The organism is Collinsella sp. An7 (assembly GCF_002159335.1).
Lineage (GTDB): Bacteria > Actinomycetota > Coriobacteriia > Coriobacteriales > Coriobacteriaceae > Coprousia.
Window position 1 is genome coordinate 54,557 of the sequence record NZ_NFHP01000004.1, and the last position, 15,063, is coordinate 69,619.

Consider the following 15,063-nt stretch of genomic DNA (forward strand, 5'->3'; position numbering starts at 1 on the left):
AGATGGCGGGAGAGATGCGGATGCGCGGGGCGATCGAGACCGAGCGGCTGCGTCTGCGCCCGTGGACGGACGCGGACGCACCGGCGCTCTTTGAGCTCGCGCGCGAGCCGGAGCTCGGCTACGGGGCGGGCTGGCAGCCGCACCGGAGCGTCGAGGAGAGCCTGACGGTTATCCAGACCGTGCTCGGCGCTCCCCATACCTACGCCGTGGAGCTGCGCGTGCCGAGTGCGGATGGCGAGCCGGCCGGGACGCTTGTGGGCGCGGTTGGGCTCATGGGACCGGACGCGAGTGACCTTGCGTTTGACGCGGGCGAGTACGAGATCGGCTATTGGACGGGCAAGCCGTTCTGGGGCCGCGGCTACGCGCCCGAGGCTGCCGGCGCGCTCATGGGTGCCGCGCAGCGGGAGCTCGGTGCCCGGGCGATCTGGCTCGGGTATTACGCGGGCAACGAGCGTTCAGCGCACGTGGCTAAGAAGCTGGGCTTTCGTGCGGTCCGGGTGCGGCGCGGGGTCGACGTGCCGCTTTTGGGCGAGCGCCGCGACGAGGTGGATAACCTGCTCGCGCTCCTCTCGCCCGAGGGGCGCCGTGCGCTCGTGCTGCTTGCGGCGCGGGACGACCCGGCGCGCCACCTGTGCACGAGCGAGTCCGTGCGTCTTGGCCGCGCGGACGTGCTTATGGCGGACGAGCAGCTGGGCGTGCTCGCGCGCTTTGCCGGCAAGGGTGCCTATCTCGCTTCGCCCTTCTCTGCGGCGGGCGCCCGGGCGATGGGGGAGCGCATCGAGCCCGGTGCCGTGGTGAGCCTCGACGACGCCGCGCTCGCTGGGGAGCTTGCGCCGGGTGCGGAGGTCTGGCCCTACGATGGTTGGGTCTACGAGGCCGCTGAGCCCCCTGCCGAGGTGGGCGCTCCGCTCGAGATGCGCCCGCTCACGGTGGAGGACACCGATGCGGTGGACGCGCAGTACGCGCTCATGGACCGTGACGGGGTGGAGGACCATCTGCGCCGCGGCTGGGTTATCGGCGGCTACGACGGCGAGGGTCGGCTCGTGGGCTTTATCGGCGAGCACCACGAGGCCTCGATGGGCATGCTCGAGGTCTTTCCCTGGGCCCGCCGCCACGGCTACGCAACCACGATCGAGGCCGCCCAGATCCGCGCAATGCTCGAGGCGGACCGCATCCCCTTCTGCCAGGTGGCCCCTGACAACGAGGCGTCCCAGGCGCTGCAGCGCAGACTGGGCCTTCGTCGCATAGGCCAGACGCAATGCTGGCTCCACAAGCCGGAGACGTAGCGGCGCGCGGGGTGCGGCCCGCGCGGTGAGCCCGACCGCCGCGCTCCCGCTAATCGCCCCGACCCCAAAGGCGCGCGATTTGCCGGCCAAGGGCCGGCAAGAGCGACCCATTCCATAGTCCCTATGCAAAGGTCCCGCCGGGGCATCCACCGGCGGAAGGCGGCAAAGCCGCCAACCGCCGTCCCCGCGTGCCAACGTCACCCCACCATGCCAACCCAGGCGCACGAAGCCAGCGCCTACCTCAGCCAAGGGGCCGGTGCACTTCATTTCCCTCTCTCGTCTGTGGTGAGCCCGCCCTCCTGCGGGCGGGTCGGGGCGCTCCTCCGGGGCGAGTCGCGAAGCGAGCCCGCAGGGCGCCGAGCCCCGGAGGAGCGCTCCGACCCACCTCGCCCAAAGAGCGCATCAGCCCCATAGTCATCGCCCCGCTCCACCCCGCTATCACCCAAGCCAAAACCGTGTCCGCACGAAGCGCGTATAATGGATGCGTTCAACAGCCCGGCCCGCCGCAGCGGGCCTCATCACAAGGACGTCTTTCCATGGCTTCGCTCAAAACGAGCCACCGTTGGGTGGTAGCTCCCGAGAACCCCGAGCTCGCGCAAGAGCTCTCCTCCGGGCTCAACGTCGCGCCGCTCGTGGCGCGCATCATGGTCGCGCACGGCATCGCCTCTGTCGAGGAGGGCAGGCTCTTCCTCACACCCTCGCTCGAGCGCGACTGGGCCGACCCGCTCACCATTCCCGGCATGTACGAGGTCGCAACGCGCGTGGAGCGGGCGCTCGACGCGCACGAGACCATCGCGATCTTTGGCGACTTCGATGTGGACGGCATCACCTCGACCTGCCTGCTCACCGAGGCTCTGCGCGCGCTCGGGGGCGACGTGCACCCCTTCATCCCGCACCGCTTTGACGAAGGGTACGGCCTCAGTCAGGCGGCGCTCGACCGCGTGATCGGGGATTGCGCGCCGAGCGTGGTGGTTACGGTCGACAACGGCATCGCCGCGCGCGACGAGGTGGCCTACCTGCGCGAACGCGGCATCGATCTCGTGGTGACCGACCACCACGAGCCCTCCGACATGGTGCCGCGCGGCGTGCCGCTCACCGACCCTAAGCTCGCGCCGACGGGCCCCTCGCGCGAGCTTGCGGGAGCGGGCGTGGCGCTCAAGCTCGTGCAGGTGCTGGGCGAGCACCGCGGCAAGCCCGACCTGTGGCGCACGCTCACCGAGGTCGCGGCGCTCGGCACCGTGTCGGACATGATGCCCCTCACGCCCGAGAACCGCGCACTCGTGGCCGACGGCATCGCGCAGATGCGCGCCACGGCGCGTCCGGGCTACATCGCGCTCGCCGCGCTCACCCGCACCGACCTCTCCACCATCACCGCCGACGCGCTCTCGTTCTCGCTCATCCCGCGCCTCAACGCCGCCGGGCGCATGGCAGACCCCACGCTCGCCCTCAACCTGCTGCTCGAGCGCGACCCGGTCGAGGCCGGCCGGCTCGCCGCTGAGCTCGAGGCCATCAACCAGGAGCGCCGCGACATCGAGGCCGAACTCACAGCCGACGCGCTCGCCAAGGTCGAGGAGACCTACACGGGTGGCCGCTGCGTAGTGGTGGGCGGCGAGGGCTGGCACGAGGGCGTCAAGGGCATCGTGGCGAGCCGCATCGTCAACCGCTATCACGTGCCGGCGCTCCTCTTCTCCATCGAGGGCGACGTGGCGCGGGGCTCCGGCCGCTCGGTGGGCACCGTCAACCTCTTTGACGCGGTGGAGCGCTGCGCCGATCTGCTCACGCGCTTTGGCGGCCACGCGGGCGCCGTGGGCGTGACGCTCCCCGCGGCAAACCTGCCCGCGCTGCGCGAGCGGCTCGACGCCGTGCTCTCGGAGCTGCCGGCGGAGGCCTTTGAAGACAAGGGTGAGGTGGCGGCCACCGTTACGCTCGGCGAGCTCACCATAGAGAACATCGAGCAGATCGGGCTGCTGGAGCCCTTTGGCCAGGGCAACCGCGTGCCGCTCTTGGCGGCGACGGGCGTGACCATGGCCGACCGCTCCTGCGTGGGGCGGACGGGCGACCACATGCGCTTCACCGCGACGGACGGGATCTCGAGCGTGGCGGCCATCATGTTCCGCGCGCCCGACCCCGACGTCCTCTGCTCGTGCGATAGCGTGGTCGACCTGGTTTTTGAGGCGGTGGCGGAGCACTGGCAGGGCCGCGTGAAGCCCAAGCTCATGGTGAAGGACATCCTGCGCCACGACCGCGCGGACGGTGCGGGGGGCGGTGTCGCGCCCGTCACTGCAGGTGATGTCGCGGCAGACGACGCGGGTACGACAGAGGTGGCCTGGGGCGCAGCCGATGCCGACCCGGACGAGCCCACCACCCATGCACGGGCGGCTACCCCCGATGGCCGCGCCCGCCGCGCCACGCTCGAGCGCCTCCCCTACGACGAGCTCACGCGCACATTGCTGCACGCGCTCATCGGCGGGGCCGCGCCACATCCCGCCCAGCGCGAGGCGCTCGATGTCCTCGGCCGCGGCGAGAGCGCGCTTGCCATCATGGGCACGGGGCGCGGCAAGTCCCTCGTCTTTCAGGTGCACGCCGCGCGCGAGGCCGTGCTCAACCACCATGCGAGCATCTTCGTCTATCCGCTCCGCGCCCTCATCGCCGACCAGGCCTTCCACCTGGTCGAGCTCCTCGGCGGCTACGGCGTGTCGGTGGGCGTCCTCACGGGCGAGACCACCGAGGCCGCGCGCGACCGGATCTTCCATGGCATCGCCACGGGCAACGTGGACGTGGTGCTCACCACGCCGGAGTTTCTCGCCATCCACCGGGCCCGCTTTGCCGAGAGCCGCCGCGTGGGCTTTGTCGCGGTGGACGAGGCTCATCACATCGCGGCCGCGCCGGGCGGCGACCGCAGTGCCTACCTCGAGCTCCCCGAGGTGCTCACGGCGCTCGGCCACCCGACGGTTCTCGCCGTCACGGCCACGGCCGACGCGCGCACGGCCGGGCAGATCATGCGGCTCCTCGGCATCTCGCGGCAGATCGTGGACGATGCCGACCGCCCCAACCTCCACCTTGAGGACGACCGCAATCTCGCGAGCCGCGAGAACCGCCTTGTCTCCATCGTGGCGACGGGGGAGAAGTGCGTGGTCTACGTCAACTCGCGTGAGCAGACGGTCGCGCTCGCCCGCACGCTCCGCCAGCGCGTGCCCGAGCTCGGCGGGGCGATCGCCTTCTACAACGGCGGCCTTGCGCGCGAGGCACGCTCCCGCGTGGAGGAGGCCTTCCGTGCCGGTGAGCTCACCTGCATCGTCTCGACCTCGGCCTTTGGCGAGGGAGTCAACCTCCCCGACATCCGGCACGTGGTGCTCTACCACATGCCCTTCTCGGCCACGGCCTTTAACCAGATGAGCGGCCGGGCCGGGCGCGACGGCGAGCCGGCGCTCATCCACGTCATGTACTCCGCGCGCGATGCCCGCATCAACGAGCGCCTGCTCGATGCCGCCGCCCCCGAGCGCGGTGAGCTCGTGACGCTCTACCGGGCGCTCCAGACCATATGGCGCCGCCACCGGGGCACCACGGGCGAGCGCACCTTTCAGGCGAGCGACCTCGACATCGTGAGCATGTGCCGCGCCATCGACGCCCGCGAGACGGTTGACGAGCGGAGCGTGGCGAGCGGCATCCAGATCTTTGAGGAGCTCGGCTTTGCCCGCGTGACGGGCATTGCCGACGGCCGGCGTATCGAGATGCGCGAGCAGCCGGGGCACATGGCGCTCACCGAGTCGATCCGCTATCTTGAGGGCCTGCGCGCCCGTTCGGCCTTTGCTACGTTTCGGAGCTGGGCGCTCGACGCCTCGCCTCGTGATATGCTTAACCGAATAACCCGTCCCATCACCCCGGGGCGCGGCGACACCCCGGCGTAGCCAGACGCCGCAACCGTGTGAGGAGGCCCCATGGATGCCGCAACGCGTGCCGCGCACGACGCGACGCTCACCTCATCGTCGAAGATGGTGCACTACACCCATGCCGACGACCTCCCGCCCGAGATCTGCGCCGACGACTACGACGAGCTCGCCGGGCTCTGCCGCAAGTACATGAGCGACGAGGACTGCGCGCTCATGGAGCATGCCTACTGCTTCGCGGCCGAGAAGCACGCCGCCCAGCGCCGCCGCTCGGGCGAGCCCTACATCAACCACCCCGTTGAGGTTGCGATCATCCTGGCCGAGCTCAAGATGGACTGCGACGTGATCTGCGCGGCGCTTTTGCACGACACGGTGGAGGACACCGAGGTTTCGCTCGCCGACGTGCGCGACATCTTTGGCGAGACGGTGGCCGGCCTCGTGGACGGCGTCACCAAGCTCACCAACATCGAGGTCGACAGCATGGACGAGAAGCAGGCCCTCAACCTGCGCAAGATGTTTCTCGCCATGTCGAAGGACATCCGTGTGATCATCGTCAAGCTGGCCGACCGCCTGCACAACATGCGGACGCTCGCCGCGCTGCGCGAGGACCGCCGTCTCTTTAAGGCGCGCGAGACCATGGACGTCTATGCGCCGCTCGCCGACCGCCTGGGCATGAGCTCCATCAAGTGGGAGCTCGAGGACCTCTCGTTCTTCTATCTGGAGCCCGAGGCCTACCAGCGCATCGCCCGCATGGTGGCCGAGAGCCGCGAGGTGCGCGAGCGCTACCTCGCCGAGACCATCAAGACCCTCACCGACGAGCTGCACGACGCCGGGCTCGAGGGGTTTCAGATCAACGGGCGCTCCAAGCACTACTGGTCGATCTACCAGAAGATGAAGCGCAAGGGCAAGGAGTTCTCCGAGATCTACGACCTCGTGGCCATGCGCGTCATCTGTCACACGGTGGGCGACTGCTACTCGGCGCTCGGCGCGGTGCACGCCCTGTGGCACCCCATGCCGGGGCGCTTCAAGGACTACATCGCCAACCCAAAGCTCAACAACTACCAGTCGCTCCACACCACGGTCATCGGGCCCACGGCGCGCCCGCTCGAGATCCAGATCCGTACCTACGAGATGCACGAGCAGGCCGAGTACGGCATCGCCGCGCACTGGCTCTACAAGCGCTCGGGCGGCTCGTCGGCCACCAAGTCGGTCGACGCCCAGCGCCTTGACGAGCAGATCAACATGCTCAAGCACACGCTCGACTGGGCGGCCTCCGACGACATCGACGACCCCAAGGAGTTTTTGCACTCGCTCAAGGTCGACCTCTACGACCAGGAGATCTTTGTCTTTACCCCCAAGGGCGAGATCATGAGCTTGCGCGCGGGCTCCACGCCGCTCGACTTTGCCTACGCCGTGCACACCGAGGTGGGAAACCACTGCGTGGGCGCCAAGGTCAACGGCGTGGTGGCGCCGCTCACGCACGAGCTCGAGATGGGCGACCGGGTGGAGATCCTTACCAACAAGAACTCCAAACCCTCGCGCGACTGGCTGACCATCGTAAAGACCCCGAGTGCCCGCTCCAAGATCCGCCGGTACTTTGCCGCGGCGACCAAGGACGAGGACGCTGCCGCCGGGCGCGAGATTCTGGCCAAGGACCTGCGCAAACGCGGCTACGGCATCTCCACGCCGCGCTCCACGCGCGCGCTCACCGCCGTGTGCGAGCAGCTGAATTACCGCCATCTCGAGGACCTCTTCGCCGCCATCGGCTCGGGCAAGGTGGCGCCGCGCCTCGTGGGCAACCGCGTGCAGCAGATCTTGGACCCCAAGCCCGAGATTCCCGCGGTGCCCCTTGCGGGGGACGGCTCGGCTGCCGGCGCTACGGGCGCGGCGGGCGAACGCCCGGCGCGGGGGAGCAACCGCCGGCCGCGCTCCGGCGGCTCGGGGCACGGCTCCAAGGGGAGCTCCGGCGTGGTGGTCAAGGGTTCGTCCGACTCCGGGCTGCTCGTGCGCCTTGCGCATTGCTGCAACCCTGTGATGGGCGACGACATCGTGGGCTTTGTGACCCGCGGCCGCGGCGTCTCGGTCCACCGGGCCGACTGCCCCAACGTCAAGGGGCTCATGGAGCACCCCGAGCGCATGATCGACGTGGCATGGGACACGCGTGCCGACGCCGCCTTTAGGGTCGAGATCGTGGTCGAGTGCCTCGACCGCATGGGGCTCCTCAAGGACGTGACCATCGCCATTGGCGAGGCCGGGGCGAACATTCTCTCGGCGGCGACCTCCACCAACCGCGATGGCGTTGCCGTGCTGCGCTTCTTGGTGGAGATCTCCGACGCGAGCGGGCTCGATCCGCTGCTGGCCGCCATCAGCCGGGTGGAGAGCGTCTACGACGCGCGCCGCCTCAAGCCGGGAGAGGGCGCGCTGCAGATGAAGAGAAGGGGGTAACGCGGCCCCGCGGTCTCCCGTAGCACCCGATTTGGGTCCTCAATCGTCGGTCGGCGCCCTTAGGCGTCCTCCCTCCTCTTTTGGGCAACCTCGGGCACTACGGAAGGCCGTACCCGGCCCGCTGAGGCACGCCACCTTGCCGTTCAAGATTTCGGGCATGGCCCTAAGGCCTATCCCAAAGTCTTTCGCGGCAATCTGGCGCACTTCAGCGGGCCGTATGCTGTTGTCGATGGGTCAGTTGGGGACGTGTTCCATTTGACCCATTTCGGGACAATGGGGCAGGGGCTTTGTCCCGCCAGCCCCCTGCCCTCATCTACGCCCGGCTGGGTACAATCGTCTCAATTGATTACGTGCATTGTTGAGGAGGCGTCATGGCTGATAGCTTTACGCTCGATACGACCCCCTGCGGGACGGTTGAGGTTGCGTATGTGGTCAACGGTCCGATTGAGACCAACACGTACTTTGTCATCTCGGGTGACGAGGCGGTGGTGATCGACCCGGCGTGGGACGGGGAGGAGCTGGCGCGTTCGTTTGCGGCGGCGCACCCCGGAGTGAGAATCCGGGCCATCGTGTGCACGCACGGTCACGCCGACCACGTGGGTGGCGTGGCGGGTCTTCGCAAGGCGCTCCCCGAGATTGAGTACCTGCTTCCCGCCGAGGATGTCGCAACTGTGGAGACCAATATCGCGCGCCAGCGCACCTGGGGCATCGAGACGCCGGATCCGGGTGAGCCGACCCGCTTGGTGCACGAGGGCGACGTCATCACGGTCGGGTCGGCCCGGCTGCAGGCGATTGCAACCCCAGGGCACACACCGGGCGGCATGGTGTACTTCTGCGCGATCGACCAGGGGCCCATCGCCTTTGTGGGCGACACACTCTTTCCGGGGAGCCACGGTCGCACCGACCTCGCAGGTGGCGACGAGGTTGCCATCATCCGCTCGCTCCGGCGTCTGGGGCAGCTGCTCCCGTCTGCGACCAGCTGCCTTGTGGGCCACGGCCCCTCGACCACCATCGAACGCGAGCTCGCCACGAACCCGTTTATGCGCTAGGGGTGGCTGCCCGAGCGGGGCGGTGCCGATGGTGCGGACACCGCACCGAAACCGGCTGCCCGCGCCCTGCTCGCACCGGAGCCGTTGGGCTCGACGTCTGCCTCCCCGCGTATCGAGCGTCTACGCCCACGGCGCGCGTGGTACACTAAGAGCGTCATTGGGCAACCCGTCTATTGGGAGGTTTCTATGCTCGTCAATGCAGCTGACATGCTCAAGAAGGCCGAGGCCGGCAAGTACGCCCTCGGTGCCTTCAACACCAACAACCTGGAGTGGACGCTCGCTATTCTCCAGGCTGCCGAGGAGGCCAAGAGCCCGCTGATCATCCAGTGCACCGCCGGTGCCGCCAAGTGGATGGGCGGCTTCAAGGTCTGCGCCGACATGGTCAAGGCCGCCGTCGAGGCGACCGGCGTGACCGTCCCCGTTGCGCTGCACCTCGACCATGGTTCGTATGAGGACTGCTTCAAGGCTATCGATGCCGGCTTTACCTCCATCATGTACGACGGCTCCCACGAGGAGACCTTCCAGCTCAACCTCGACCGCACCAAGGAGCTCGTGGAGCTCGCCCATGCCAAGGGCCTCTCCATCGAGGCTGAGGTCGGCGGCATCGGCGGCACCGAGGACGGCGTGACCTCCTCCGGCGAGCTCGCCGATCCGGCCGAGTGCAAGCAGATCGCCGATCTGGGCGTCGACTTCCTCGCCTGCGGCATCGGCAACATCCACGGCGTGTACCCCGAGGATTGGGCCGGCCTTTCGTTCGAGCGCCTCGGCGAGATCAAGGAGCAGGTCGGCGACCTGCCGCTCGTCCTCCATGGCGGCTCGGGCATCCCGGTGGACCAGATCCAGAAGGCCATCTCGCTCGGCGTCTCCAAGATCAACGTCAACACCGACCTCCAGCTCGTGTTTGCGGCCGCTACCCGCAAGTACGTCGAGGCGGGCAAGGATCTCGAGGGCAAGGGCTTCGACCCGCGCAAGCTCCTGAAGCCCGGTCGCGACGCCATCGTCGAGAAGACCAAGGCCCTCATGGAGGAGTTCGGCTCCGTCAACAAGGCGTAAGTGCCACAGCGTGAGCAGCTTTTGAGCTTGGGCGAGGCCCGGCTTCCGCATGGGAGCCGGGCCTCGTTGCGTCTGAGGGCTGCGTAGACCGCCACGCGCGGAAATACCTCTGCAGTTTGTCAAACGATGGGGCCGAGACGCCGTTTTGTTTGAAACGGTGCAGCAGAATTGCGCTGGGCGCCGGAATTCTGCTGCAACTTGTCAAACAAGTGCCGGGAAAGCGGGTGCGGTTTGACGAACTGCTGTGGAGTGCGGCGAGACCTGGGATTCAGTGGCGGTTGGTCAATCGGGCGCGCCGCTCGCGCGGTCGTAACGGTTCCGACGCCATTCGATCGACGCGGTGCGGTCGTCTGTCGCCCGGGTGGGGCAGTTGTGGTACCATGGCTCGTGCGCCTGAGTGGCGGAACGGCAGACGCAGGGGACTCAAAATCCTCCGGTGGTGACACCGTGAGAGTTCGAATCTCTCCTCAGGCACCAATGCGCATCTAAGGGTCCCTCGGGACCCTTTTTGCGTTGTGGAGATGGTTCCCGGTGCCTGCGCGCCTGTGTGCTACGGGCTATTTGCCGCGCGCCGGCATCCCTGTTCTCAGCCCCTATGCCAGCGGCGAGTACTCGTCGATGATGATGTCGAGGCACTGCGGCAGCACGCGTGCGCCAAAGACCCCCGTGTTGCTGGAGATGAGCTCGCCGTCAAACTGCATGCCGAGCGAGGGGGTACAGGTCACCTTGACCTCGCGGGCCTGGATCATCTTGAACTGCGGACGTCCGAGCCCCTTGCCCGCCGGGTCGATGACCGCGGCGAGTGCCGTGGGCAGCAGCTGCACGAGCCCTACCGGTTCGATAACCGCGATGTCGAGCAGGCCGTCGTTCATGCGGCAGTCGGGGAAGAGGTTGATGCCGTTTTGGATGACGGCGGTGTTGCCCAGCATACACGAGATGCCGTCGAGCTCGTCCACCTTGCCGTCGTGCTCGATGGTAAAGTGAGCCACATCGGGCTCGAGGGTAGAGAGCGCCGAGAGAAAGTAGGCCACCTCGCCCATGTCCTTCTTGGCAGGGGCGGCCTTCTCCATGATGGTGGCGTCAAACCCCGATCCGGCGATGATGGTGAATCCGTGGCGCTCGATGGCGCCGGAGTCGTTCTTCCAGAATAGCTCGCCCATATCGACCTTGGCGGTGCGCCCGGCGCGGCACGCGGCGGCAAGGGCGGCGATCTCGGTGCCGTTGCCGATGTTATTAAAGAAGAGGTTGGCCGTGCCCGAGGGAAAGACCAGCGTGGGGACGTGCGTGTCGCGCAGGCAGTCGAGCACGTTGGAGATGGTGCCGTCGCCGCCCGAGACCACCACGCGGTCAAAGCTGCGCGCGTCGGCCGTGGCATCGGCGGGCTCCGTCCCGCCACCGATGAAGCGCATCACCACTTCGTCGCCCGCCCGGACGAGCGCGTGCTCAAAGGCGAAGATCTCGTCGGAGCGCGGTCCCGAGGCGAGGTTGTGGATGATGAGGCAACGCATGCAGGTTCTTCCGTTCTGGGCTAAAGCGCGTATAGTTACATTGTCGTATCCTACCCCCGCGCCCGTGGGGGATATCAAGGCACGGGAGAGCATGATTATATCCACAGAGAGCGAACTCGCCGAATTCTGCGCGCGCGCCGCGAGCTTTGATGCGGTCGCCGTCGACACGGAGTTTCTGCGCGAGCGGACATTCCATCCGCGCCTGTGCCTGATCCAGGTGGGGACGCCCGAGGAGTCGGTGGCGATCGATCCACTGGCGCTCAAGGGGCACCTGGACCCCTTGGCCGCGCTCCTCACCGACCAGTCCACCATCAAGGTCTTCCACGCCTGCACGCAGGACATGGAGGTCATCCTCCACGCGCTCGGGGTGCTGCCCGAGCCCATCTTTGACACGCAGGTAGCCGCCGCCTTTTTGGGCGAGCGCCTGCAGGTGGCCTACAACGGGGTGGTGCAGGCGTTCTGCGGGGTGACGCTCCCTAAGACCGAGTCGCTCACCGACTGGTCGCGCCGGCCGCTCACCGCAGAGCAGCTCGAGTACGCCCTCGATGACGTGCGCTACCTCATCCGAGCCTACGCGGTGATGCGCGAGCGCTTGGAGGCGGAGGGGCGTCTGTGGTGGGTGCTCGACGAGCTGCGCCCCCTGGTCGAGCGCTCGCATTACGAGATCGACCGTCGGCAAGCCTACAAGCGGGTGAAGCGCGTGAACTCGTGCACGCGCAAGCAGATGGCGATCGCCCGCGAGCTCGCCGCGTGGCGCGAGGGACGGGCCGAGAAGCTCGACATTCCGCGCAAATGGGTCATGTCGGACGAAGTGCTCGTGGCGCTCGTAAAGCGCGCTCCCCATACGGTGGAGGATGTGCGGGGCGTGCGCGGGACCGAGCAGCTCTCTGAGGGCGATGTGGCGGCGATTCTGGTTGCCGTGGACCGCGGGCGCCGCTGCCCGCCCGACCGCCTGCCGCCCGCGCAGCACGCGCGCAAGGCGCCTTCGGGCGAGCTCGAGAGCGTGGTGGACCTTATGTACGCGCTGCTGCGGCTTGTGGCGGAGCGCGCCGGCGTGGCAACGGCGATGATCGCCTCGCGCGACGACCTGGTGGACTACGTGGACCATCCCGAGCGGAGCCGCCTGCGCGAAGGGTGGCGCTTTGAGCTGGTGGGCACGCGTCTGGACGACCTGCTCGCCGGGCGGATGGGACTGACGGTCAAAGACCGCCGAATTGAGCTCCTCTAGGCCGGCCTCCCGTAGCACCCGATCTTGGCCCTCAATCGTCGGTCGGCGCACGCAAGGCGTCCTCCCTCCTCTTTCAGGCCGATCTGGCGCACCTCGATGGGCAGGGTTCGTTGTCGATGGGTCATTTGGGGACGTGTTCCGTTTGACCCATTTTTGTGACAGTGGGGGCAGGTTATGTTGTCACGTGACAACATAACCTGCCCCCACTGTCACATTTTGAAGCGGTTCTCAGATTCTCATCAAAACCTTGTCCGCACGGGACGCTAGACTGGTTTCAATTGACATGAGCGATGGAGACGAGGAGCACATGAGCGGTTGGAATCTAACGGGAATCTCGGCCGCGCCGTGGGAGCACCCCGGCGCCGCCCCCAGTGCGGGCGCCGCAGCCGAGGACGACCCCAACATCCTCTCGGTTACCCAGGCGGTCAAGCTCGCGGGCGCCACGCTCGACGAGCTCCCGCCCATCACGGTGCTCGGCGAGGTATCGGGCTTTCGCGGGCCGTACGGGGCACGCGGGCACTGCTACTTTCAGATTAAGGACGAGTCGAGTTCGCTCGAGTGCATCATCTGGGGAGGCGTTTACAAGGCGAGCCCCTACGAGCTCAAAAACGGCCTCAAGATGCGCTTTACCGGCAAGTTTGAGGTCTACGCCCGTACGGGCAAGATGAGTTTTACCATCTCGCGCTTTGAGCCGGTGGGGGAGGGCCTGCTCCGCCAGCAGGTGGCGGCCCTTGCCGAGAAGCTCCGTCGCGAGGGTCTTATGGACGAGGCGCGCAAGCGCCCCATCCCGGCCTTCTGCACGCGCGTGGCGGTGGTAACCTCGCTCTCGGGTGCCGTTATCGACGACGTCAAACGCACGCTCCGGCGCCGGAACCCCCTTGTTGAGCTTATCTGCGTCGGGTCGCGCGTGCAGGGCGAGGGTGCCGAGGCGGAGCTTATCGAGGCTCTGGGAAGGGCCGCCGCGATTGAGCCCGCGCCCGATTGCATTCTGCTCGTGCGCGGCGGCGGCTCCTTTGAGGACCTCATGACCTTTAACGACGAGGCGCTCGCCCGCGCTGTGGCCGCCTCGCCCGTTCCCGTGGTGACGGGCATCGGCCACGAGCCCGATACCTCGATCTGCGACATGGTGAGCGACCGCCGCTGCTCCACGCCCACGGCGGCGGCGGAGTCGGTGGCCCCGGCAGCAACGGAGCTTGCCGAGCTCCTTCGCACGCGCGAGCATCGGCTTGCCACTGCGATGGCGAGCGCCACGGGTGAGGCGGCATCCGAGCTTGCCCGCGCATCTGAGCGGGCGACCCACGCGATCGAGGCCCGGCTCTCGCGCGAGGCCCTCGCGCTCCGTGTGCTAGCCGAGCGGCCCTGCCTGCGTCGTCCCGACGAGACGGTGCTCAGGCGCGCCTCCGAGCTCGAGCAGAGCGCCGACCGGCTCGAGGCTGCCATGGCGCGCGGGCAGGAGCGGCTGCGGTCCTCGCTCGAGCGGCTGCTCGTGCGCTTCCCTGCGGGGGAGAGCCTGCTTGCCACGCCCCGGGCCGACCTTGCCCGTGCGAGTGAGCGGCTGGTGCGGGCCGGCCGGGGCGTCTGCGACGCGCGCAGCTCCGAGCTGGCGCGCCAGGCGGCATCGCTCGATGCGCTCTCGCCGCTCAAGGTTCTCGCGCGCGGCTACGCCATCGCCTACGACGGAGAGGGGGTCGCCACGAGCGCGGGCTCCTTTGCGCCGGGCGACGCGCTCCGGGTGCGCTTTGCCGACGGCGAGGTGTCGGGAACGGTCTCGGCAGTAGCCCCCGCAGCGGCAAGTGCGGGCGCGTAGTCCCGCGGCGACCCGCAAGCGCTCCGCCTCTGGGGGGCGGAGCCAGCGCCCGAGGCGCGCGGACCACATACAGGTAACAACGGGCCACGCGGCCCGAGGACAGAAAGGACGAACATGGCTGACACCAAGATCGAGGACCTCAGCTACAAGGAGGCCTCCCAGGAGCTTGAGCGCATCATCCGCGCGCTGGAGTCGGGCGACATGGAGCTCGAGCAGTCGCTCGAGAGCTACACGCGCGGCGTGGCGCTCGTCAAGAGCCTGCGCGAGCGGCTCGACAACGCCGAACAGCAGGTCAAGATCCTCGTAAAGGATATGGACGGCTCGGACACGCTCGTGGCGGGCGAGGCCGCCTCGACCGATGACGCGCTCAGCATCTAACCCAGGTACCGACCGAAAGGACCCATCATGGCCGACTGCATCTTCTGCAAGCTCGCGAACCACGAGATTCCCACCACCATTGTTTACGAGGATGACCTGGTGGCCGCCTTTGACGACGCCAATCCGCAGGCTCCGGTGCACACGCTCGTGGTGCCCAAGGGGCATTACGAGAACATCGTGGACGGTGTGCCGGGCGAGGTGCTCGAGCACATGGCTCTCGCCGTTAAGAAGGTGGCCGAGGCCAAGGGCCTCACCGACGGCTTCCGCGTGATCGCCAACACCGGTGCGGCGGCGGGCCAGACGGTCATGCACCTGCACTGGCATGTGCTTGGCGGTACGGACCTGGGCGAGAACCTGGTATAGGCAGCCCGGGCAGGACGGCGGAAGCGGGCTGCTCGACCAACCGCGGACAAGGGAATGAA

10 protein-coding genes and 1 tRNA gene are annotated in these 15,063 nt (G+C 67.9%); 10 read left to right on the plus strand and 1 reads right to left on the minus strand.

The genetic code is table 11. The features are described from left to right. Window positions 1-2 precede the first annotated feature (2 nt). The 6 genes from B5G20_RS05780 to B5G20_RS05805 all read left to right on the plus strand — a co-directional run bounded on the left by B5G20_RS05780 (window position 3) and on the right by B5G20_RS05805 (window position 10,197). Entirely contained in the window at window positions 3-1,286 is a 1,284-nt protein-coding gene (locus B5G20_RS05780; RefSeq protein WP_087355855.1) for a GNAT family N-acetyltransferase, read from the plus strand. Window positions 1,287-1,822: 536 nt separating this feature from the next. Continuing rightward, window positions 1,823-5,194 carry a single-stranded-DNA-specific exonuclease RecJ gene (recJ, locus tag B5G20_RS05785; RefSeq protein WP_087355856.1) on the plus strand — a complete coding sequence of 1,124 codons (3,372 nt, stop codon included), beginning with the start codon at window positions 1,823-1,825 and terminating at the stop codon, window positions 5,192-5,194. A 30-nt stretch (window positions 5,195-5,224) separates the two neighbouring features. After that, window positions 5,225-7,618 (plus strand): bifunctional (p)ppGpp synthetase/guanosine-3',5'-bis(diphosphate) 3'-pyrophosphohydrolase, encoded by a 2,394-nt coding sequence (locus B5G20_RS05790; RefSeq protein ID WP_087355857.1) that lies wholly within the window; start codon window positions 5,225-5,227, stop codon window positions 7,616-7,618. Window positions 7,619-7,989: 371 nt separating this feature from the next. After that, window positions 7,990-8,667, plus strand: coding sequence for an MBL fold metallo-hydrolase (locus B5G20_RS05795; RefSeq protein WP_087355858.1), 678 nt, complete (start codon window positions 7,990-7,992; stop codon window positions 8,665-8,667). A 186-nt stretch (window positions 8,668-8,853) separates the two neighbouring features. Next, entirely contained in the window at window positions 8,854-9,720 is an 867-nt protein-coding gene (gene fba, locus B5G20_RS05800; RefSeq protein ID WP_087355859.1) for a class II fructose-1,6-bisphosphate aldolase, read from the plus strand. Between the two features lie 391 nt (window positions 9,721-10,111). Next, window positions 10,112-10,197 (plus strand) — tRNA-Leu (locus B5G20_RS05805). Window positions 10,198-10,313: 116 nt separating this feature from the next. Here the strand turns inward: B5G20_RS05805 and B5G20_RS05810 are convergent. Further along, a complete protein-coding gene (locus B5G20_RS05810; protein WP_087355860.1) occupies window positions 10,314-11,228 on the minus strand; it encodes a diacylglycerol kinase family protein in 915 nt (304 codons plus the stop codon). A 91-nt stretch (window positions 11,229-11,319) separates the two neighbouring features. On the opposite strand from B5G20_RS05810, the gene rnd reads away from it, so the two are divergent. The 4 genes from rnd to B5G20_RS05830 all read left to right on the plus strand — a co-directional run bounded on the left by rnd (window position 11,320) and on the right by B5G20_RS05830 (window position 15,004). Then, window positions 11,320-12,456, plus strand: a complete 1,137-nt coding sequence (gene rnd, locus B5G20_RS05815) for a ribonuclease D (protein ID WP_087355861.1) — start codon at window positions 11,320-11,322, stop codon at window positions 12,454-12,456. 283 nt (window positions 12,457-12,739) lie between these two features. Continuing rightward, a complete protein-coding gene (xseA, locus tag B5G20_RS05820; RefSeq protein ID WP_239286892.1) occupies window positions 12,740-14,263 on the plus strand; it encodes an exodeoxyribonuclease VII large subunit in 1,524 nt (507 codons plus the stop codon). Window positions 14,264-14,377: 114 nt separating this feature from the next. Beyond that, window positions 14,378-14,641, plus strand: coding sequence for an exodeoxyribonuclease VII small subunit (xseB, locus tag B5G20_RS05825; protein WP_087355863.1), 264 nt, complete (start codon window positions 14,378-14,380; stop codon window positions 14,639-14,641). 27 nt (window positions 14,642-14,668) lie between these two features. Further along, window positions 14,669-15,004, plus strand: a complete 336-nt coding sequence (locus B5G20_RS05830; protein ID WP_087355864.1) for a histidine triad nucleotide-binding protein — start codon at window positions 14,669-14,671, stop codon at window positions 15,002-15,004. Window positions 15,005-15,063: the final 59 nt, after the last annotated feature.